This window comes from Halomarina oriensis (assembly GCF_009791395.1).
GTDB lineage: Archaea > Halobacteriota > Halobacteria > Halobacteriales > Haloarculaceae > Halomarina > Halomarina oriensis.
Map to the genome: position 1 here is coordinate 138,147 of NZ_WSZK01000023.1, position 20,386 is coordinate 158,532.

General features: G+C 68.2%; 19 protein-coding genes and 1 pseudogene. 12 read left to right on the forward strand and 8 right to left on the reverse strand.

Features of this window, described 5'->3' with window-relative positions:
• Nucleotides 1-29: 29 nt before the first annotated feature.
• Entirely contained in the window at nucleotides 30-602 is a 573-nt protein-coding gene (locus tag GQS65_RS13860) for an LURP-one-related/scramblase family protein (protein ID WP_158205222.1), read from the reverse strand.
• Nucleotides 603-783: 181 nt separating this feature from the next.
• Between GQS65_RS13860 and uvrA the strand changes: the two genes are divergently transcribed.
• A complete protein-coding gene (uvrA, locus tag GQS65_RS13865; RefSeq protein ID WP_158205223.1) occupies nucleotides 784-3,774 on the forward strand; it encodes an excinuclease ABC subunit UvrA in 2,991 nt (996 codons plus the stop codon).
• On the opposite strand, the gene GQS65_RS13870 is transcribed toward uvrA, so the two are convergent.
• Complete coding sequence (locus GQS65_RS13870; RefSeq protein ID WP_158205224.1) at nucleotides 3,775-4,575, reverse strand: hypothetical protein; 801 nt, start codon at nucleotides 4,573-4,575, stop codon at nucleotides 3,775-3,777.
• Between the two features lie 93 nt (nucleotides 4,576-4,668).
• Here GQS65_RS13870 and GQS65_RS13875 point away from each other — a divergent pair, with 93 nt between their 5' ends.
• Nucleotides 4,669-5,652, forward strand: a complete 984-nt coding sequence (locus GQS65_RS13875; RefSeq protein WP_158205225.1) for a WD40/YVTN/BNR-like repeat-containing protein — start codon at nucleotides 4,669-4,671, stop codon at nucleotides 5,650-5,652.
• A 20-nt stretch (nucleotides 5,653-5,672) separates the two neighbouring features.
• On the opposite strand, the gene GQS65_RS13880 is transcribed toward GQS65_RS13875, so the two are convergent.
• Nucleotides 5,673-6,527, reverse strand: a complete 855-nt coding sequence (locus GQS65_RS13880) for a hypothetical protein (RefSeq protein ID WP_158205226.1) — start codon at nucleotides 6,525-6,527, stop codon at nucleotides 5,673-5,675.
• Nucleotides 6,528-6,609: 82 nt separating this feature from the next.
• On the opposite strand from GQS65_RS13880, the gene GQS65_RS13885 reads away from it, so the two are divergent.
• A complete protein-coding gene (locus GQS65_RS13885; RefSeq protein WP_158205227.1) occupies nucleotides 6,610-7,692 on the forward strand; it encodes a geranylgeranyl reductase family protein in 1,083 nt (360 codons plus the stop codon).
• An 85-nt stretch (nucleotides 7,693-7,777) separates the two neighbouring features.
• Here GQS65_RS13885 and GQS65_RS13890 read toward each other — a convergent pair whose 3' ends face one another.
• Entirely contained in the window at nucleotides 7,778-8,968 is a 1,191-nt protein-coding gene (locus tag GQS65_RS13890) for a S8 family peptidase (protein WP_158205228.1), read from the reverse strand.
• Between the two features lie 150 nt (nucleotides 8,969-9,118).
• Between GQS65_RS13890 and GQS65_RS13895 the strand changes: the two genes are divergently transcribed.
• Nucleotides 9,119-9,475 carry a cell division protein SepF gene (locus GQS65_RS13895; RefSeq protein ID WP_158205229.1) on the forward strand — a complete coding sequence of 119 codons (357 nt, stop codon included), beginning with the start codon at nucleotides 9,119-9,121 and terminating at the stop codon, nucleotides 9,473-9,475.
• 68 nt (nucleotides 9,476-9,543) lie between these two features.
• Here the strand turns inward: GQS65_RS13895 and GQS65_RS13900 are convergent, their stop codons facing one another.
• The 3 genes from GQS65_RS13900 to GQS65_RS13910 are packed head-to-tail and all read right to left on the reverse strand — an operon-like array spanning nucleotide 9,544 to nucleotide 10,890.
• The gene (locus tag GQS65_RS13900) at nucleotides 9,544-9,924 is read right to left on the reverse strand and encodes a DUF5611 family protein (RefSeq protein WP_158205230.1); all 381 of its coding nucleotides are present in this window, start codon (nucleotides 9,922-9,924) and stop codon (nucleotides 9,544-9,546) included.
• A 25-nt stretch (nucleotides 9,925-9,949) separates the two neighbouring features.
• Complete coding sequence (locus GQS65_RS13905; protein ID WP_158205231.1) at nucleotides 9,950-10,171, reverse strand: hypothetical protein; 222 nt, start codon at nucleotides 10,169-10,171, stop codon at nucleotides 9,950-9,952.
• Nucleotides 10,171-10,890, reverse strand: a complete 720-nt coding sequence (locus GQS65_RS13910) for a DUF7093 family protein (protein ID WP_158205232.1) — start codon at nucleotides 10,888-10,890, stop codon at nucleotides 10,171-10,173. The genes GQS65_RS13905 and GQS65_RS13910 overlap by 1 nt, the downstream gene beginning before the upstream one ends.
• A 93-nt stretch (nucleotides 10,891-10,983) precedes the next feature.
• Here GQS65_RS13910 and GQS65_RS13915 point away from each other — a divergent pair, with 93 nt between their 5' ends.
• The 3 genes from GQS65_RS13915 (at nucleotide 10,984) to GQS65_RS13925 (ending at nucleotide 13,342) form a co-directional block, all read left to right on the forward strand.
• Nucleotides 10,984-11,280, forward strand: coding sequence for a DUF6432 family protein (locus GQS65_RS13915; protein ID WP_158205233.1), 297 nt, complete (start codon nucleotides 10,984-10,986; stop codon nucleotides 11,278-11,280).
• An 88-nt stretch (nucleotides 11,281-11,368) separates the two neighbouring features.
• Nucleotides 11,369-12,475, forward strand: a complete 1,107-nt coding sequence (gene ygfZ, locus GQS65_RS13920) for a CAF17-like 4Fe-4S cluster assembly/insertion protein YgfZ (protein ID WP_158205234.1) — start codon at nucleotides 11,369-11,371, stop codon at nucleotides 12,473-12,475.
• A 186-nt stretch (nucleotides 12,476-12,661) separates the two neighbouring features.
• Complete coding sequence (locus tag GQS65_RS13925) at nucleotides 12,662-13,342, forward strand: hypothetical protein (protein WP_158205235.1); 681 nt, start codon at nucleotides 12,662-12,664, stop codon at nucleotides 13,340-13,342.
• Nucleotides 13,343-13,397: 55 nt separating this feature from the next.
• Here the strand turns inward: GQS65_RS13925 and GQS65_RS13930 are convergent, their stop codons facing one another.
• Nucleotides 13,398-13,886: an RNA-binding protein gene (locus tag GQS65_RS13930; RefSeq protein WP_158205236.1), complete on the reverse strand. Its 489-nt coding sequence runs from the start codon at nucleotides 13,884-13,886 to the stop codon at nucleotides 13,398-13,400.
• A 178-nt stretch (nucleotides 13,887-14,064) separates the two neighbouring features.
• Here GQS65_RS13930 and GQS65_RS13935 point away from each other — a divergent pair, with 178 nt between their 5' ends.
• The 5 genes and pseudogenes from GQS65_RS13935 to GQS65_RS13955 all read left to right on the forward strand — a co-directional run bounded on the left by GQS65_RS13935 (nucleotide 14,065) and on the right by GQS65_RS13955 (nucleotide 20,362).
• Entirely contained in the window at nucleotides 14,065-14,361 is a 297-nt protein-coding gene (locus GQS65_RS13935; protein WP_158205237.1) for a DUF7562 family protein, read from the forward strand.
• A gap of 835 nt (nucleotides 14,362-15,196) precedes the next feature.
• Nucleotides 15,197-16,516, forward strand: a pseudogene (locus GQS65_RS13940) (RNB domain-containing ribonuclease); the annotation flags it as partial.
• 197 nt (nucleotides 16,517-16,713) lie between these two features.
• Complete coding sequence (locus GQS65_RS13945) at nucleotides 16,714-18,279, forward strand: CARDB domain-containing protein (protein ID WP_158205239.1); 1,566 nt, start codon at nucleotides 16,714-16,716, stop codon at nucleotides 18,277-18,279.
• Nucleotides 18,276-19,235 carry an ABC transporter ATP-binding protein gene (locus GQS65_RS13950; RefSeq protein WP_158205240.1) on the forward strand — a complete coding sequence of 320 codons (960 nt, stop codon included), beginning with the start codon at nucleotides 18,276-18,278 and terminating at the stop codon, nucleotides 19,233-19,235. Before GQS65_RS13945 ends, GQS65_RS13950 begins: the two co-directional genes overlap by 4 nt.
• The gene (locus GQS65_RS13955; protein ID WP_158205241.1) at nucleotides 19,232-20,362 is read left to right on the forward strand and encodes an ABC transporter permease; all 1,131 of its coding nucleotides are present in this window, start codon (nucleotides 19,232-19,234) and stop codon (nucleotides 20,360-20,362) included. Before GQS65_RS13950 ends, GQS65_RS13955 begins: the two co-directional genes overlap by 4 nt.
• Nucleotides 20,363-20,386 lie beyond the last annotated feature (24 nt).

Here is a 20,386-nt window from a genome sequence, read left to right on the forward strand (position 1 = left end):
AGGGCCTACACTGGCGACACCGACCCCGCTCAGTTCCCTTCGAGCGCGTCGATGGCGCAGGCGGCGGCGACGATGGCCTCACGCGGGGCGTCGCCCGTGTCGCCGACGGTCACGTCGTAGACGTCGCGGAGGGAGAAGCGCTCCTTGATGGTGCCCATCGACCGCCCGTCGGGACCGCTGATGGAGTAGGTGTGCGGGAGCAGACCGGCGATGTCCGAGAGGGACTTCAGCGCCATGACCACCGTGCTCTCGGACTCGATGCGTGCCCACGGGTCGCCCTCTGGCGACCGGATGGTGTAGTTGTGTTTGAAGAAGGTGAACTCCTTCTCGACGACGGCGAACGTGTCGCCGGTTCGCTCGTCGACGAGGGCGTAGCTCCCGGCGATGTCGAGGACGTTCTTCGCTTTCAGGCGGAACAGCGTCTCCCCGTCGGGCGTCGTGAACGGGAAGTCCTCTTTCATCTTGAACAGCTTCTGTTTCCCCTTGAGGACGGTCTCTCCGGACCCGTCCTCGACGGCGTACTTGTTGCGAATCAGGCTCTGTCTGATGACGTAGTGGTCGTCGGTCAGGTCGATGCCACCGATGACGTCCTGTTGGCTCATGGACGACGGTACTCGCGTAGTCCCTATCAAGTCACCGACCGAGACAGTCGGTCGTCGGGACGACACGACAGGGCACAGAACCGCCCGATTCCGGCCGGGGACTCCGGTCCGGGGACTGTCAGCCGTCGAGTACGATTCCGTGACCGACAGGGTTTCAGGCGGCCCGCACCTGGCGCACGTAATGAAAGAGAACATCGAGGTCCGGGGGGCCGAAGAGCACAACCTCAAGGACGTCGACGTGACCATCCCGCGCGAGGCGTTCACCGTCGTCACCGGACTCTCCGGGTCGGGGAAGTCCTCGCTCGCCTTCGAGACCATCTACGCCGAAGGCCAGCGCCGCTACATCGAGTCGCTCTCCGCCTACGCCCGCAACTTCCTGGGCCAGATGGACAAACCACAGGTCGAGTCCGTCGACGGTCTCTCCCCCGCCATCTCCATCGACCAGAAGAACGCCGCGAACAACCCACGGTCGACGGTGGGGACCGTCACCGAACTCCACGACTACCTCCGGCTGCTGTACGCCCGCGTCGGGACGCCGCACTGCCCCGAGTGTGGCCGCGAAGTCGGCGAGCAGAGCGCCCAGAACATGGTCCGGCGCATCCTCCAGTTGCCCGAGGGGACGAAGGCGAAGATCGCCGCACCGGTCGTCCGCGACCAGAAGGGCGCGTTCGCGGACCTGTTCGACGACCTCGTGGCGGAGGGCTACGCCCGCGTCGAGGTCGATGGCGAGGAGTACGACCTCACCACGGAACGCCCCGAACTGGACGAGAACTACTTCCACACCGTCGACGTGGTCGTCGACCGCGTCAAAATCGGCCCCGAGGCCCGCTCCCGTATCACCGACAGCGTCGAGACGGCGCTGGAGGAGGCCGAGGGCGCACTCAAACTCATCGTCCCGGACCCACCCGAGAACGTCGACATCGGCGGCGAGAAGACCCGTTCGACGGGCGACCTCGCCGGAACGGGCGAGGCGGACGACGAGGACGCGGAAGCCGACGCTACGGAGCGACTCGTCGTCACCTTCTCCGAGGACCTCGCGTGTACCCACTGCGGCATCGACCTGCCCGAAATCGAGACGCGGTCGTTCTCGTTCAACTCCCCGCACGGGGCGTGTCCCGCCTGTGAGGGTATCGGCGAGACGAAGGAGGTCGACGAAGCACTCGTCGTGCAGGACCCCTCGAAACCGCTGAAGGACGTGTTCGAACCGTGGAGCTACTCGCGGTCGTACTACCAGACGCGACTCGACTCCGTCGCGGCGCACTTCGACGTCTCGCTGTCGACGCCGTTCGAGCAGTTGGACGAGTCCGTCCAGCAGGCGTTCCTCTACGGCACGAACGAGAAGGTCGTCTTCGAGCGCCGGACGAAGAACGGCACTCGGCGGAAGGAGAAACGCTTCGAGGGCGTCGTCCCGAACCTCGACCGGCGCTACGTCGAGACGGACTCGAAGGGCACCCGCGAGCACATCGAGGAGTACATGGCGACGACGCGGTGTCCCGCCTGTGACGGCACCCGCCTGAAGGCCGAGTCGCGGGCCGTGCTGGTCGACGGCACCGCCATCACCGAGGTCAACCGCCAGTCCATCGGCGACGCGCTGGCGCACTTCGAGGGGATGGAAGACGGGATGAGCGACCGCGACCGGACCATCGCCGAGGAGATCCTGAAGGAGATCCGCGCCCGACTCGGGTTCATGACCGAGGTCGGTCTGGAGTATCTGACGCTGGACCGCGAAGCCTCGACGCTCTCGGGCGGCGAGAGCCAGCGCATCCGACTGGCGACGCAGGTCGGCTCCGGACTCGTGGGCGTGCTGTACGTCCTCGACGAACCCTCTATCGGCCTCCACCAGCGCGACAACGACCGCCTGCTCAACACCCTCGAAGGCCTGCGTGACCTCGGGAACACGCTCATCGTCGTCGAACACGACGAGGAGACGATGTGGCGGGCGGACAACGTCATCGACATGGGGCCGGGCCCGGGCAAGCGTGGTGGCGAGATCGTCGCCAACGGCCCCGTCCAGGAGGTGATGGACACCGACGACTCCATCACGGGCGACTACCTCGCGGGTCGCAAGCAGATTCCCGTCCCCGACGACCGCCGCGAGGCCTCGGACTTCCTGACGGTCAAGGGCGCACGCCAGCACAACCTGCGTGACCTGGACATCGAGGTCCCGCTCGGAAACTTCACCGCCGTCACGGGCGTCTCGGGGTCGGGAAAGTCGACGTTCCTCCACGACATCCTCTACAAGGGCCTCGTCAAGCGGATGAACGGCACCGACGTCCGCCCCGGCGAGCACGACGACATCGAGGGCATCGACGAGGTGGAGACGGTTCGCCTCATCGACCAGTCGCCCATCGGTCGGACGCCTCGCTCCAATCCGGCCACCTACACCGGCGTGTTCGACCACATCCGTGAACTGTTCGCCTCCACGAAACTCGCCAAACAGCGCGGCTACGAGCGCGGCCGGTTCTCGTTCAACGTCAAGGGCGGTCGCTGTGAGGCGTGTGGTGGACAGGGGACCGTCAAAATCGAGATGAACTTCCTCTCGGACGTCTACGTCCCCTGCGAGGAGTGTGACGGCAAGCGCTACAACGACGAGACGCTCGACGTCACCTACAAGGGCGCGACCATCTCCGAAGTGCTCGACATGAGCGTCGAGGAGGCGTACGACTTCTTCGAGGCGAATTCGCAAATCGAGCGCCGCCTCCAACTCCTGAAGGACGTGGGGCTGGACTACATGCGCCTCGGCCAGCCCTCGACCACGCTCTCGGGTGGGGAGGCCCAGCGCATCAAACTCGCCGAGGAACTCGGGAAGAAAGACACCGGCGAGACGCTCTACCTGCTCGACGAACCGACGACGGGCCTGCACAGCCACGACGAGCGCAAACTCATCGAGGTGCTCCAGCGCCTGACCGACCGCGGCAACACCGTCGTCGTCGTCGAACACGAACTCGACCTCGTGAAGAACGCCGACCACATCATCGACCTCGGCCCGGAAGGCGGGGAGAACGGCGGCGCAATCGTCGCCCAGGGCACGCCCGAAGCGGTCGCCCGGAACGACGACTCGTACACCGGCCAGTACCTCCGTGACCACCTGCCGAGGGTGGAGTTGGAGGGGCCACGGTCGCAGCGCGAACGCGAGCGTCGGGCCGAACCGCCCGCCGCGGACGACGACTGATCACTCGGGCGTCGGGGCCGTCGGAACGACGGTCCTGACTATCGCTTCTCTGACGAGCAGTTCTGTGGCGACGACCGCCAGCACCACAGTCAAGAGCGACGGGAGGTGCGTCACGTAGTCGGGAAACGGCGTGAGGCTGTCCAGCGAACGCGCGAACCAGCCGTCCGTTGGGAGTTCTCCGGCGGCACTCATACGCCACGCCTCGACGATAGCCCACCCCGTCCACCCGACGAGGACCAGGAGGGGTGTGACGACGCGGTGGCGAAAGAAGCCACCAGCCACGCAGGTTCCGAGGGCCACCAGTCCCGGACCGATTACCACCCACGTGAGAGCGGCGGGGAGGAACCCGATAGACGATGGACCGCGAGCGAGCAGGTCGAGGCCGACGCCAGTCCCGAGGAGTACGACACCGCCTGCCAGCGAGAACACGCCGCGGCGGGTCAGGAGGAACTCGCGCAGGTCCGAGGAGCGAACCGTCGCTTCGAGCGTGGCGAGGGCGACACCAATAGCGAGAGTCCACAGTGCCATCGCCTCGGAGTCGAAGAACGAACTCGGAGAGGAGAGTCCGACGAGGAAGAGCGTGAGCGCGCCGACGATGGCAGTGGTCACGCGAAGGCCGCGCTCGTAGGTTACAGCCAACAGCGCACCGAGTTCGGCTGTCGCGAGCGCGAGCAGGAGGAAGTGCTCGGTCGCCCCGACCGCGACACTCGTGTTGACGTTACCACCGAGAACGACGTCAAGAGCGCGGAGCACCAGAGGAACCGAAACGGCACCGAGCAGCATCCGCCAGCGAAGCTTCATTGCATCGACCACCACGAACGGCAGTATGTGTCTTCGGGTGAACACAACCGCACCGACACACCCCTTTTCCCCACCCGTCGCCTGCTAGCACGCATGACGCTGTACGCCACGCTCCGCACCGCCTTGCTCGTCGTCCGCGACGAACGCGAGGCCCCGACCGTCGAGCGACGACTGGCCGACTACGACCTCGAATGCGTCTGTGCCCATCCCGACGCTCCCGACACGGTGCTCGTCGGGACGTTCGACGACGGTCTCTTTCGCTCGACGGACGGCGCCGACTCCTTCGAGCGAGTCGCTCCCGAGATGGAGTCGCGCGTGATGAGCCTCGCCGTGAACCCCCACGACCCCGATGAGTGGTGGGCCGGAACCGAACCCTCTCGCGTCTACCACTCCACAGACGCAGGCGTGACGTGGACCGAGAACCCCGGCCTCACGGACCTGCCGAGCGCCGAGGACTGGTACTTCCCGCCGCGACCGGACACCCACCACATCCGGTGGCTGGCGGTGGACCCGAGCGACACCGACCACCTCTACGTCGGTATCGAGGCGGGAGCGCTCGTCCAGTCCCACGACCGCGGCGAGACGTGGGCAGACCGTGTCGATGGTTCGCGGCGGGACAACCACTCGCTGGCGACCCACCCGGACGCACCCGAGCGTGTCTGGTCGGCCGCGGGCGACGGCTACGCCGAGAGTCACGACCACGGCGAGACGTGGGACTACCCACAGGAGGGACTCGGCCACCGCTACGTCTGGTCGGTAGCCGTCGACCCCGGCGACCCCGAGACGGTGCTGGTCTCCGCCGCGAGCGGTGCGCGGTCGGCCCACTCCCTGCCCGCCGAGTCGTACGTCTACCGCCGCGACGGTGACGGGGCGTGGGAGCAGGCGATGGACGGACTTCCGGAACCCGACGGGCTGATTCGGGCGGTGCTCGAACCCGGCGAGGACGGGGAGTGTTTCGCGCTGACCAACCGTGGCGTCTTCCGGTCGACGGACTTCGGCGGGTCGTGGGCGGCACTCGACGTGCCGTGGGACGAGTCGTTCGAGTCACAGACGGGTCGAGGACTGGTCGCGGTCTGAGTCGGCCGGTCGGCAGGGCCTCACTCGGCGGCCTCACCGATGCGGAGCGGACGTGGCGGGGAGATGCCCGACTGCTCTCGGAGGACGTACTCCAGTGCGCCGACGACCGAGACGACGGCGAGCACGGCGACCCACCCGACGAGATACGCCGTGAGCGGCGTGAGCGCCGCCGCGGAGACCGCGCCGGAGTCCGCTCTGGCGAGTTCGTCGAGGACGGTCGTCGCCGAGGAGACGACCGAGAGCGACCCGACGAGCAGCACGGGCGTCACCAGTCGAGACCGGTAGAGGAGGTACGTCGGAACCGCGCCGAGCACGAACCCGCCGAGCGCCGTCCAGGCGAGAGTCACGGGGCCGAGGCCGCCGAACAGCACCTGAACCGTGCCATCGCCGTTCATCGAGGAGAGGACGGCGGTCCGTAGCGCCACCACCACGACTGCGTGGATGGCTCCGACACGCGCCGCCCACCGGAGCGGTCGAGGCGACACCGAGCGACGGACGGCAGCCCTGTACCTGACGACGGACTCGACGAGAACCGCCACCGAACCGCCGGCCGAGACGAGGGAGGCGGCCGCGTTGAACGAGAACACCGTCCGGTACGCCGGGCCGCCGGCGAACAGGCCCGTCACCGCAGCGAGCACGAGGACGGTCCCCGCCGCGTACACACCGACCCACACGTCGTTGCGGAGCGCGACAACGCTCCCGCCGCCGAACGCGGCCAGCGGGAGCGTCAACCAGGCGAGGCCGAGCGGTGACGCGTCTCCGGTGAACACCTCGGCGAGCGGCGACGGGTCGTAGCCGAGGGCGACGAGCAACGCGACCACGGCGAGGGGCGTCAGGAGGGCCCCCGTGAGCGGGTGGCGGACGGCGGGGCGCATACCGAAGACCTGTCAGCCAGTGGAATAGCTCTTGGGGAGCGAACCGAGAAGATATTTGGGCGGGCGTGTCGGAGAACCGTCAATGCACGACTTCGTCGTCGTCGGTGCGGGACCCGCCGGGGCGCGTTTCGCCCGCCAGGCGGCCGACCGCGGCCGCGACGTCCTCGTCCTCGAACAGGGCGAGATCGGCCGCCCGCTGGCGTGTTCGGGCCACGTCAGCCTCGACGTCTGGGAGTTCCTCCCCGAGAGCGCACGCGAGGACCTGTTCCAGAACGACATCTACGGCGCTCGCTTCCACGTCGGCGGCCCCGAGTCCGCCGGCGAGCCGTTCTACAAACGCGAGGTCATCTCGAACGCCATCGACCGCGTCGGCCTCGACAAGGCCCTCGCACGGGCGGCGAGCGACGCGGGCGCGGACGTTCGGGACGAACACACCGTCACGGACGTCGGCGAGCGGCGGAGCCACGTCGAGGTCACGGCGACCGGACCGGACGGCGTCGAGACCCACGAGGCGCGGATGGTCGTCGGCGCGGACGGGCCACGCTCGCGCGTGCGCGAAGCGTGTGGGCTGCCCGAACCACGCGAGTTCCTCCACGGGGTCCTCGGGTTCGACGAGGCCCCCGACGCTCAGGACTACGTCGACGTCCACCTCACCGTCCCCCGGTTCTTCGCGTGGCGCATCCCGCGTGGCGACGACGGTGTCGAGTACGGCCTCGCGGCCAGACCCGGCGACGACGTCTCGGGGCGGTTCGACCGACTCTGCGAGGAGTACGACGTCACGCTCGACCGGCGCTGTTCGGGGTTCATCCCCATCGGCCCGCCACGGCGGGTGACGGGACGTCGGAGCCTGCTCGTGGGCGACGCCGCCGGCCAGACGAAGCCGTTCACCGGCGGCGGCATCCTCTACGGGATGCGTGCCGCGGACCACGCCGCCCGCGAGGTGGACCCCGCGACTCCGGGAACGCTCGGCGACTACGAGCGGACGTGGCGTTCGGAGCTCCGCAACGAGATCCGACTGGGACACGCGGTGCGGGCGGCGTACTCGCTGCCGAAGTCCGTCCAGAAGGCGGGGCTGTGGGCGCTGTCGGGCGAAATCGCGGTCCACATGGACGAACCCTCCTCGCTGTTCACTCGTGACGGACTGCGAACGCTGGTCGGGCGGTAAGCGGCGATCTCTTCGGGACGACACCGGAGCAGTCGCTCGCGGTGTAGCGGTCGAAAAACGGAGATGGTCGGTTCTCGCGTCGGACTCAGTCGTTCGAGGAGTCGTAGCCCAGTGCCGCGGCGACGTCGAGCAGGCCCGCGCCGCTCTCGTTGTCGCCGAGACCGAGGTCCTCGGCGGTGTTGAGCAGCGTGCTGCGCGCCTGGTCGTTCGAGGCACCGTCGGCCATCAACTGTGCGGCGGCACCGGCGACGTGTGGCGTCGCCATCGAGGTGCCCGAGAACGTGTCGTACGCGCCGCCGGGAACGGTCGAGTTGATGTTCGACCCCGGTGCGGCGATGTCGACTTCGGGACCGGTCGAGGAGAAGCCCGACAGGTCGTCCGTGGAGTCCGTCGACCCGACGGCGAGCGTCTCGGGGTACGCCGCAGGGAAGCCGACGCAGTCCGAACACGGTCCGGAGTTGCCCGCCGCGGCGACGACGAGGACGCCGTTGTTGGTCGCGTACTGGCAGGCGTCGCGGAGTGTCTGGGTGCCCGAGGAGCCGCCGAGGCTCATGCTGGCGACGTCCCAGCCCTGGTCGGCGACGTACTCGACACCGGCCGCGATGTCGGAGAACGACCCCGACCCGCGCTTGCCGAGCACCTTCACCGCGTGGAGCGTCGCTTCGGTGGAGACGCCGACGACGCCTTCGGCGTTGTCGACGGCACCGGCCGTCCCCGCACAGTGAGTGCCGTGGTCGTTGTCGTCGTCCCAGTCCTCGGCGAAGTTGCCCTTCGCACGGGTGAACGCGCGGCCGGCCCCGAGGTTGTCGACGAGGTCCGGGTGGTTCGAGTCGATACCCGTGTCGAGGATAGCGAGGTCCGCACCCGCGCCCGTCGACCCGTTGGCGTGGGCCACTTCGGCGTCCACGCGGTCGATACCCCACGGCAGGGTCTGTGCTGCGGTCGTTCCCCCGCCACCGCCGGGTTTGCCCTGGAGCGCGTGCATCGTCCCGTCTTCCTCGACGTAGCGGACGTCACGGCGCTTGCGGAGCTGTTCGATGGCCTTGTCGGAGAACCGGCCGGCGACGGCCTGTCCGATGTCGCCGAAGTCGAGCGTCCGCCCGACGGCCTCGGCCTTGCCCTTCGCGTTGTCGGCCGCCGCCTTCGACTTCGTCCCGACGATTCGTCTCGGTGCACGCCCGCCGCTCGCGTTCGCGGCCCCAACGAGCAGTGTACCAGCAGTACCCGCCGCCGCCCCCTTCAGGAAGCGCCGCCGTGTCGTGTTATCTTCTCCCATGCGGTTCGCTACGAAGTCCCATCCGTATAATAGATTTTCGATTCATCATCATTGTTTGAACTCCGATATGTAGATAATCGAATAGTGACACGGTCGACAATTCACGTCCGACGCAAGAATTATGCCGGCATCGGTCCCCTTTCAGGGCATATGGGTCTCATGGACAAGCTCATCGGTGGGCGTGGCACGCGCAGCACCGACGAGTACGTCGAACTCGACGTCGACGACTTCGAGACGGAGTCGGCGGCGTCGGCGACGAGCATTCACATCGCCAAAATCGGGGACAAGCAGGACATCATCGCCATCAAGGACGCCGTCTACGACGGCGACATCGTCGTCGCCGACATCACCCGGCACACGACGAGCGACCGGACGATGGAGCATATCTCCGACGAGTTGAAACAGGTCGCCCGCGAGGTCGGTGGCGACATCGTCCAGAAGGACGACGACCAGCTCATCATCACGCCGACGGGCGTCAAGATCAGCCGCGAGAAGCTGACGCGGTAGCCGCCCGTCCTGCGACAGCAGTCGCTCTCCACTCCGTTCGGTTTCGAGAACCCGCGAGTGACGTCGCCTCAGAAGTCGGGGGAGTCGTCCTCGACGGCGCGTTTCAGTGATTCGCGCCGACTCTTGGCGTCGCGGCCGGTCGCTTCGAGGAGGAACTCGTTTTTCGCCGACACCGCCTCGCCGGCCGATTCGAGGTCTTCGGGCGAGAGTTCCGCGGGGTCGCGCTCGATGAAGTCGACCGCGAGTTTGTCCTTCTTGCCGGAGTACGAGACGGCACCCGCGACGATGCGTTCGAAGACGGGGTTCGACGGTTCACCGACGACGTAGAGGTCACTTCCCTTGAATTCCTCCGTCTCGGTGATGGGGCCGAAGTAGTCCTCGACGCTCCCCTTGAGGTCAGGCATTCGGTCTTCGAGGTGCTCGCCACGACGCATCTTGTACTCGCGCATGTGCAGTGGGTAGACGAGGGAGGGTTTAGGGGTTCCGTTCAGTGACGAGATAGCCCGCCCGACAGTCGGGACAGGCGTCCCCACGGCGCAGGGAGACGGCCGTGACGGGACTCCGGAACTCGCAGTTCGGACACGACAGCACGGCGTCGCTGTCGGCAGCGGCGGTCTCCTCGAACGCCGGGCCGTCGTCGCCGTCGTGGTCGCCGTCCTCGACCACGGCGTCGCCGTCGTGACCGTTCGTCCCCATCACTTCGGCGACCGTCGGGCCGTCGTCGTCCTCGTCCCTGTCGGGGTCGTCGAGCAGGCGGTCGGGGTCCCACGGCTGGTACCGCTGACGTCGTGGGAGGGCCACTCCCCGTACTCACGCTCCTCGGGCGAGTCGGTGAGGATGACCGCGTCGTCGGAGCTCTCGGCGTCCCGACCGTCGGTCGAGGTCCGCTCGGCACCGTCGTCGGCCTCCGCCGGTTGCTCGCTCGCCGCGGGAGTCTCGGTGACGTCCTCCGCTTCGGTGGTGGCTACCCCGTCGGCCACCGTCGCGTCGTCCGGCGTGGCGGTCGTGTCGTCCAGACCGCCGACGTCGCTCGGACCGTCGTTCTCGACGAGTTCGGCCCCTTCGTCGGGGACCGGGTCGTCGGCCGTCCCCTCGTCGGGACTGGTCGTCCCCGCCTCGGGGCCGACGTCGGGCGTCGTCGGCGTCCCGTCGCGGGCCGGTGTCGTCGTCTCCGTGTCCGCTCCGGGCGCGAAGAGTTCCGCGTCGTCCGCGTCGTCCGTGTCGGTGTCGAGCGGTGGTGCGTCGACGATGCTCGTCACCTCGGTGTTCTCCGAGAGGGTTCGCTCGGCACCACAGCGGTCGCAGACCGCGACCTCCCGGACCTGGGTGACCACCTCACTGCCGCGCTCCTCGCGGTCACGGACGACCTCGTAGTCGTCGAAGGCGTGCCCGAGGAGCGAACACGTAAGCGCCATTGGGTTTGTCTACCGCGTTCGACACATAAGCCTACTCCTTAGCCGCCCTCCCGACCGCCACAGGTTAAGACGGCCGCCGTGTTACCCCGTCGTATGCGCGCCAAACGGGAGTTCAGGGACCGCGACCGAACCGAGGTGTCGGTCCTGGATGCCCTCGTCGAGCGTGGCGAAGGGATGACCGTCTTCGAGTTGCGGACCCGCGTCGACGTCGAAATCGACGCGCTGGAGGAGGCACTGGGGAGTCTGAAAGACGACGGTCTCATCACGACGACCCGCGAGGACGGCCGTCTCGTCATCCGCCCCGCCGACCGCGTCGTCCCGGACGCCGACGAGGGAGACGACGACGGGACGTCCGTGGTCGACCGCGTCTTCGACCGACTCGGGCTCTGAGTCCCCTCGACGACCGGAATCCGGTCGGCCGCTCGTCCCGACTCGCCGGACCGGTGGCGTCTTACTTCGAGGCGGTCAACACACGCTCATGACCGTCATCGAGGAGTTCCACGCCGACCACGGGGCGACGTTCCGGTCGGTCGGGGGCCGCCGTGTCGTCGAGGACTACGGCCGACCCGAGCGGACCCACCGTGCGGTCCGCAACGGCGTCGGCGTCTGTGAGATGGGCTACGGCGTCGTCGAAGTGAGCGGCGAGGACCGCGTCGACTTCGTGGACAACGCCGTCTCCAACCGCGTATCGAGCGAGGACGGCCGCGGCGTCTACGCCCTCCTGCTCGACCCACAGGGCCGCATCACGACGGACCTCTACGTCTACACCACCGCCGACCGGTTGCTCGTCTTCTGTCCGCCCGAGCGGGCCGACCCCCTCGCCGAGCAGTGGCGCGAGAACACGTTCATCCAGGACGTCTCGATTCGCGTCGCCACGAGCGACTTCGGCGTCTTCGGCGTCCACGGCCCCTACGCCACCGAGAAGATAGCGTCCGTCCTGAACCACGCCGGCGCGCCCGAACCCGCGCTGACGTTCGTCCGCGGGTCAATGGGCGACGCGGGCGTCACCGTCGTCGCGGGCGACGGCCTCACCGGCGAGGACGGCTACGAGGTCATCTGTGCGGCCGACGCCGCCCACGAGGTGTTCGAGACGCTCGTCCTCCGGGGGAACAACGCCGCCCCCTTCGGCTACCGGACCTGGGAGACGCTCACTCTCGAAGCCGGGACGCCGCTGTTCGACACCGAACTCGCCGGACGTATCCCGAACGTCGCGGGCGTGCGCAACGCGCTGGACTTCGAGAAGGGCTGTTACGTCGGCCAGGAGGTCGTCTCGAAGGTCGAGAACGTCGGGCAGCCCTCGAAACGGCTGGTCGGTCTCGCACCCGAGTCCGTGCCCGAGGCGGGCGACACCGTCTTCGCCGGCGACGAACGGGTCGGTGAGGTCACCAGAGCGGCCACGGGGCCGAGTTACGAGACACCGGTCGCGCTCGCGTACGTCGACTTCGACGCGACGAGCGACGTGACGGCTGTGGGGGTGCTGGACGACGAGGGGACCGAGGAACCGGTTCCCGCCGACGTCGTCGCCCTCCCGTTCGTCGAGGGCAGCGTGCAGTCGGCCCGGCTTCCGACCTATCCCGAGTCGTGAGGTCGGCCCGGTCGACGGTCGGCCGTCGGGGCGGACGACAGGAAGGTGCGTTCCCGTGACAGTCGCGAAGTAACGAATAGTCGAGGTGAACGGTGGCGAGGCGAGCCTCGCAGTCGCTGCGATGGCTTCTCAGCGGGCGAGTCCGGGGAGAAGGGATATACCCCTCCGCACCGAATAATGTCAACAATGAAACGGACGGTCGTAGCGGTAGCGCTGGTGATGGTGGTCGTGCTCGCGGGCTGTAGTGCCGTCAACATCAACCGGCCGGCGGACGAGGCGTCGAACGTGACTACCACCGACGCGGCCGGTGGACCGGGGGCACCGACCGAGGACGGGGAGAACGCGATGGACGAGACCACGGCCACCGAGAGCGGCGACGAGCAGGCCGCGGCGGGTGAGACGACGGCCGTGACCGACGAGGCGTCGACGGCCGACCCGACGCCGACGCCCGAGGTGAACCGTCTCGAACTCACGAACGACGGCGAGCGGGAGTACGTCGTCTCCGTGACGGTGACGAAAGGCCCCATCGAGGCGGTGAAACTCGACCGGTCGGACGGGTCGACCGACATCGTCGTCCTCGACGACCGGACGCTCGACGAGGTGCTCACGTTCGACACCCTCGACGTTCGACCCATCGAGGTCGTCCGCGCCACCGAGGAGTACGACGTCGACGCCGGCGCGTCGTTCACCCGTTCGCTCCCCGGCGAGGAGCGTCGCTACGTCCTCGTCGAGGTCCGCGAGGAGGGTGAGGACGGCGTCGTCGTCGGAGGAGCCGTCCTCTCCTGTGCGGCCGACGCGTCCGTCGACGAACTCGCGGTCACTGCCGACGGCGAGGACGTGACAGTCCAGGGGGAGTGCGTCGCCTGAGAGCCGCGAACGAGAGGGGAGAGAGCCGACCGCGAGAACGGGGCGAGGCCGTCGCTCAGAACGTCTGGGCGTAGAGGTCGTCACCGACGTGGTGGAGCGACTCGACGACCTTCCCCGAGTCACCGACGAGGTCACCGCCCGCTTCGAGCGCGCGACCGACCGCGAGCACCTTCCCGTGGGTCTCTTCTGCGATGACCACGAGGTCGCCCGCTTCGATGGCGTCGTCGGCCTCGACGATGCCCGGCCGCATCACGTCCGCACCGCCCGAGACGAACGACACCGCGCCCGCGTCGACGGTGACGACGCGCTTCTCGGGCGGGAACTCGTTCGCGCCGCGAACGGTGAGGAACGGTTCGTCGCCGTCCGCGCCGTAGTACGCGATCAGCGGTTCGCCGTCGACCAGCACGAGGTCGGTCGGGGCCGCCTCGAACTCGACGTGTTCGAAGGAGTCCCCGACGAGATCGACGCCGAGGCCGTCGGCCAGCGTCTCCGTGATACGCCGTATCTCGTCGCTCCGGAGGTGATGTCGGGACTTCACCTGCATACTCGCACCTCGCGGCCGGTCGGCATAAACCGCCCGACACGTCCTGCGACGAGGCGGCGACCGGCCCAGGTCGTGTGCTCGACGGCCGCTGTCGCCCGTGTGGCGACGTGTTTGGGGTGGTGACAGTCGGTCGGTGAGCGAAAAGCGATAAGCCCCGGGGCACGTAGTGACACACGAAATGTGGGGCTGGCGAAAGCGCGGCACCGACCGCGTCGACTGTGTCGCCTGTGGAGCCACCGTGGACCGTCCGTCCGCCCGCGAGTACGACAAGGAGGGCGACCGCTGGTCGCGTACCGACAAGGAGTTCGAGCACCTCTGCAAGCCGTGTTACCGTGACCTCTGTCACCAGCCACGGACCGAACTGGAAGCGCTCCTCGTCGACATCGAGCGGGCCGGGCGCACGAGCCAGGAGGAGTTCCTCCGGCGCTACGAGGAACAGGTCGTCGAGCGATACGGGTCGCTCGAACCGAAGTAGGGAGGTGAAGTGAGTCGCCTCCGTTTTCCAGCTCGTCGACTGAGTCACAGCGAAGGGTGACACCACCCCGAAAGCCCTTGCTGGACACGGTTGAGACGACACCACTTCGAAAGCCCTCGGACGCTACGGCCACCTGACTCGCTGCGCGCCTCGCTTCGCTCGGTGCTTGCGTCGGCACGCGGCCGTACCGCCCTCGCCCACGTGAGACTCGCGTCGCTCGTCTCACTGGTTCTCGTTCGCTCGCTGAGGCTCACTCACGAGAACCTTCAGTCCGCCGAGGCCAGCGACCGCACCGCACCTACCCGACTCCGTCGGCCGCGCCTGAACGCGCGGCCAGCCGTTGCGGTCACGGTGGCCGGGAGTGCGTGCCGAACGACAGTGAGGCCGCGCGACTCGCACGAGACTCGTTGCACTCGTCTCGCTGGCTCCCGCTCGCGTGGCTCGCGGGAACGGGGAAGGGCAGGACCGCCGGTCCCTGGTGGACTGAAAGGGCGAACCGCGAGGGCGAAGCATGGTGACGTAAGCACTGGAGCGAGTGAAGCGAGCGAAGCGCGCAACGAATCACGCGAGTCCCGCGAGCGAAGCGAGTGGGGCGACGGAAGTCGAGCTGTGCGGGACCTTCGGTCCCGCCGGAAACCGGCGACTCTGTCGCCGGTGGCGAAGCGAGTCTTCCGGTAGTCGTCGCGGTGAGGGCTTTCGAGGTCTGGACAACACCACCAACTCCAGAGAGGGCTTTCGAGATGGTCACGCTGGCAGTGTCCGTCCCGAAACTCGGAAAACGTCCGACGAAACCTAGCCCCGACACGCCTAACTTCGCGCTCTCGTTACACGCCCTATGAGCGACAACGAGCAGGAATCCGACGACGAGAAGCGAGCGGCGCAGTCGGCGGCCGGCACGGCGGAGGGTCAGGGACCGGTCGAGATCGACGAGGAACTCGCTCGCCACCTCTCGAACAAACGCGAGGACCTCTTCGAGAAGTTCGAGATTCGAGACGGCTTCCCCCAGGCCGTCCTCGACGAGGCCGAAGCCCGCACCGAAGACGTCGAGGCGGAGATCCGGACCGAACTGGACGACCGGAAGGACCTCCGGGACCTGACGACGTGGACGACCGACCCCATCGACGCCCAGGACTTCGACGACGCCATCTCCATCGAGCGCACCGAGGACGGCTACCGCCTGTGGGTCCACATCGCCGACGTGAGCCACTACGTCCACCCCGGCAGCGAGATGTGGGCCGAGGCCGTCGAGCGCGGAAACACGGTCTACCTCCCCGCCTACACCATCCACATGCTACCGCCGGTGCTCGCCGAGACGGTCTGTTCGCTCGTCCCCAACGAGGACCGACTGGCCCACACCGTCGAGATGGAGTTGGACGGCGAGACACTCAGCTACGAGTCCATCGACATCTACAAGTCGGTCATCCACTCCGACGAGCGCCTCACCTACTCGCAGGCCGAGGAGCGCCTCGACGACGAGGACGCACCGCTCCACGAGGAGTGTTCGCTGGTGTACGAGGTCGCAGACCGGATGCACGAACAGCGCAAGGAGGACGGCTCGCTCGTCCTCAACCCCTCCAGGGACCGCGCGCACACCATCATCGAGGAGTGCATGCTGAAGGCGAACAAGGCCGTCACGCACGTCCTGATGTTCCAGCGCGGCGTCGAGGCGATGTACCGCGTCCACCCCCAGCCCTCTCCCGACGAGTGGGACAAGGCGCTCCGCGAGATACAGGAACTCGACAGCGTCTCCATCCCCGGCGACTCGTGGGACGACCCCCGGAAGGCCGTCAACGCGACGCTCGAACAGGCTCCCGGTCGTCAGTTGCGGAAGATTCAGCGCGCCGTGATGCGCGTCATGCCCCGAGCGAAGTACATGAACGACCCGTTCGGGGGCCACCACGCGCTCAACTTCGAGATTTACGGCCACTTCACGTCGCCCATCCGGCGGCTCTCGGACCTCGTCAACCACTGGATCGTCCACGAGAACGACGTTCCCGAGGACCTGCTGGAGCTCTGTGACCGCGCCAGCGAGAAGCAGAAACGCGCCGAACGCTGTGAACGCGAGTACAAGCAGTTCCTCTCGGAGGTGGGCCTCGACGCCTACGCGGTCAACAACCGCGGACTGGTGGTCGTGGAGGAAGACGAGGACGACGAAGCGGCCTCGGATGACCGAGCGGAAAGCGAGTCGGACCACGAGGACGAGGGGGGCGACGAACTCGAAGCCGAGGAGTAGTCGACGACCCGTCCGAACAGTCTCGAAATCCGAACCGGTCCATTTTGCCCGCGAGAGCGGGTCAGGAAACCGAATCGTCGCCACGCTTTTGCGCGGTCGGCGGGTATAGTCGGTATTCGATGACCCGTCGCTCGGCCCCCGTCGCACTCGCGCTCTCGCTGGTTCTCGTCCTCTCGCTCGGTGCCGGCGTCTCCCTCGTCGCAGACGCACAGGAGGTCCCCTCCGCTCGACTGACCATCACCGACGCGACGGTGACGCCCGCCCAACCCACGGTGGGTGCCCCCACGACCGTCGAGGCGACCGTCTCGCTCTCCGGTGGGAGTCCCTCGCCCGTCTCGCTGAACCGGGTCGCCCTCGTCGACGACGGGGAGACCCTCGCCGTCGCACGGACCCTCGGTGCGCTCTCACAGGGCGGGACGCTCACCGTCCCGCTGACGACGACGTTCGAGGAATCGGGCCAGCGTGACCTCGAACTCGTCGTCGTCGGGGAGAACGCGACCGGCACGGAGGTCAGGGCGACCCGTCCGCTGACCGTCGTCGTCGAGGACGCCGCACCGCTCGTCAGCCTCCAGTCCGGGTCGGCCGTCGCCGGAAGCGCAACCGAGATCCCCGTCGAGGTGGCGAACCCGACGACCGAAGCCATCCGGAACGTCGTCGTGGACGTGCAGGCCGGCGACGCCGCGGGGCGGGCGACGGTCGCCAGTCTCGCTGGCGGCGCGACCCGGACGGTCAACGTCACCGTGACGCCCGACTCGACCGGCGACCTGCCCGTCGACGCGACGGTGAGTTACACGACGGCGGTCGGAAGCCGTGCGGAGACGACTGCAAGCGGCACGCTCGCCGTCGAGGAACTCCGGGAGGACGTCGGCGTCCGCGTCGAGCGGCCGAGTCAGGCCCAGCAGGGGCAGGGCGGTGGTGGCGGTCTCCAAGAACAGCTCGGGAGTCTCGTCGGCGGGAACCCCTCGGCGGCCGGCGGTGGCGCGACCCAACAGGCCGACGGTGAGAGCGGCGAGTCGCCCTCGCAGGTCGCCGTCACGGTGACGAACTTCGGGAACGCGCCGTTGCGCGACGTGGTCGTGCAGTCCTCGGTCGACGGGTCGTCGCTGGAGCGCTACGCCGTCGGGACGCTCGCGCCCGGCACGAGCGAGTCGGTGACCGTCGACCTCTCGCGGGTACCCGGCGGGACCGTCGAGTTCGAGACGACGTACACGGTCGGTGGCGACTCCGGCAGCGAGACCGCCAGCTACGACCACCGCCCGCAGACCGGCGCGATTCGGGTGACGGGCGTCAACCTCACCGCGACCGACGGCGTCCTCCGTATCGAGGGGAACGCCGGCAACACCGGTGACGCGACCGTCTCGGGCGTCGTCGTCAGCGTCGGCGAGTCAGAGTACGTCTCGCCGGCGTACCCACAGCGTGACTACTTCGTCGGGAGCGTCTCGGGCAGCGAGTTCGCCCCGTTCGAACTCACCGCGGACGTCGACCTTGCGAACGCGAGCACCGTTCCCGTCGACGTCACCTACACCGTGAACGGCGTCGAACGGACCGAGCGTGTCGACCTCCCGGTCGACGGCGTCGAGGACGGCGACGACGGCGGGTCGGAGTTCCCGCTCGGTCTCGCCGGCGGCCTCGCCGTCGTGTTGCTCGTGAGCGCCGCCGTCGCCATCGCGGTCCGCCTCCGATGAGCGACGCCGACCCCACTCCCGACGAATCGGACGCGAACGGGGCCGACGCCACCGGGACGGCCGAGAGCGAGCACGACGGATACGAGCGCGAGCGACCCTGTACGGACTGTGTCGTCGAGTTGCGCGGCGTCACCAAGGAGTACCGCTCGGCCAGCGAGACGGTCGTGGCGCTCGACGACGTCGACTTCACCGTCCGGCCCGGCGAGTTCGTCGCCGTCGTCGGCCCCTCCGGGTCCGGGAAGTCGACGATGCTCAACGTGCTCGGGCTACTCGACGTGCCCACCCGCGGCGAGCAGTACCTCCAGGGCGGCGACGTCACCGACCTGAGCGACGAAGAGCAGACCGACGCCCGCAAGCGCGCCATCGGGTTCGTCTTCCAGGACTTCCACCTCATCCCGACGCTGACCGCCACCGAGAACGTCGAACTGCCGACGCTGTTCGACGGCGAAATCGCCGGAACGACCGGCCGACGCGCCGCGCCGAACGGTGGCACTGGGACGGAGGCGACCGATGGGCACGACACGGACGGCGCGGACGAGGACCCCGAAGCCCGCGCACGTGACCTGCTCTCCCGCGTCGGACTGGGCGAACGCCTCGACCACGACCCGACACAGCTCTCGGGCGGGCAGAAACAGCGCGTCGCCATCGCTCGGGCGCTCGTCAACCGACCGGCGCTCGTCCTCGCGGACGAACCGACGGGCAACCTCGACCGCGAGACGGGCACGACGATTCTGGAGGAGTTCCGCCGTATCTGCGAGGACGGCGTCGCGGTGGTCGCGGTCACCCACGACGACCTGGTGACGGAGTTCGCCGACCGCACCGTCGAACTCGTCGACGGCGTCCTCCGGGAGCGAGCACCGAGCGAGAGCGACGAGTCGAGCAGCGTCGGCTTCACCGCGAGCGCCGACGGCGGTCGTGAGGACGCCGACGAACGCGACGAGGCGACCGACCGATGACCCGACTCCCGTCGGTGCTGATGGCGCGGCGGAACCTCTCGCGCAACCGCCTCCGGTCGGGGCTGGCGGCGCTCGGTATCGTCATCGGCGTGTTCGCCATCGCCACGCTGGGTATCTTCGGGACGGTCCTCCAGCTCTCGGCGACGAACGAACTCGGCGGCATCGGCAACCAGGTCATCGTCTCGCCGAACGCCGACACCGGCAGCGACGTGCTCACCTCCCGCGACGTCCGCGAGATACGCCGCGCGGCGAGCGGCCGGGGGACCGTCGTCCCGCTGGTCACCGACGGCGGGGTGGTCTCGACCGGTGGCAGCCAGACGTTCGCGCAACTCTACGGCACCGAGCAGCCACGCGCACTGTTCGAGGCCCAGTCCGGTCCCCTCCCGGCGGTCCACCGACAGGGAGCTATCGTCGGGTCGGACGTCGCCGAGACGCTCGGGCTCACGGTGGGGAGCGTCGTCGACATCGAGGGCAACCGCTACCGCGTCGTCTCCATCCTTGCCGAGAGCGACACCATCACGCCCATCCAGCCGGACAACGCCGTCGTCCTCCCGCCCGGCGAGTTCGTCCAGAGCCAGCCCAATCAGGTCGTCGTACAGGCCGAGTCGGGGAGCGCGGCCACCGCGACGGCGACCGAGATTCGCCAGTCGCTCAACGCCCGCACGGAGCGTGTCTCGGTGTTCGAGCTCTCCTCCATCCTCACCACCATCGCGGAGTTCTTCGCCCTGCTCAACGCCTTCCTCCTGGGGCTGGCCTCCATCTCGCTGGTCGTCGCCGGCGTCTCCATCTTCAACGTGATGCTGATGAGCACCACCGAGCGCCGCCAGGAAATCGGTGTGCTCCGGGCAGTGGGGGTCAGCAAGGAGGACGTCCTCAGAACGCTGCTCGTGGAGGCGGCGCTCCTCGGTGCAATCGGTGGCCTGCTCGGGGCGCTCCTCAGCGGCGCTGTCGCCATCGGACTGGCCGCGTTCGTCGAACAGATATCCTACGACGTGGTGTTCGTCCCCCGAAACGGCGCGTTCCTCGTCGGCGGGTTCGTCTTCGGTATCGTCGTGAGTCTGGTCAGTGGTCTCTATCCGGCGTGGAAAGCGGCCAGCGAACGGCCCGTGGAGGCACTGCGGGATTAACAGTCCAAATAACGCACATAGCGC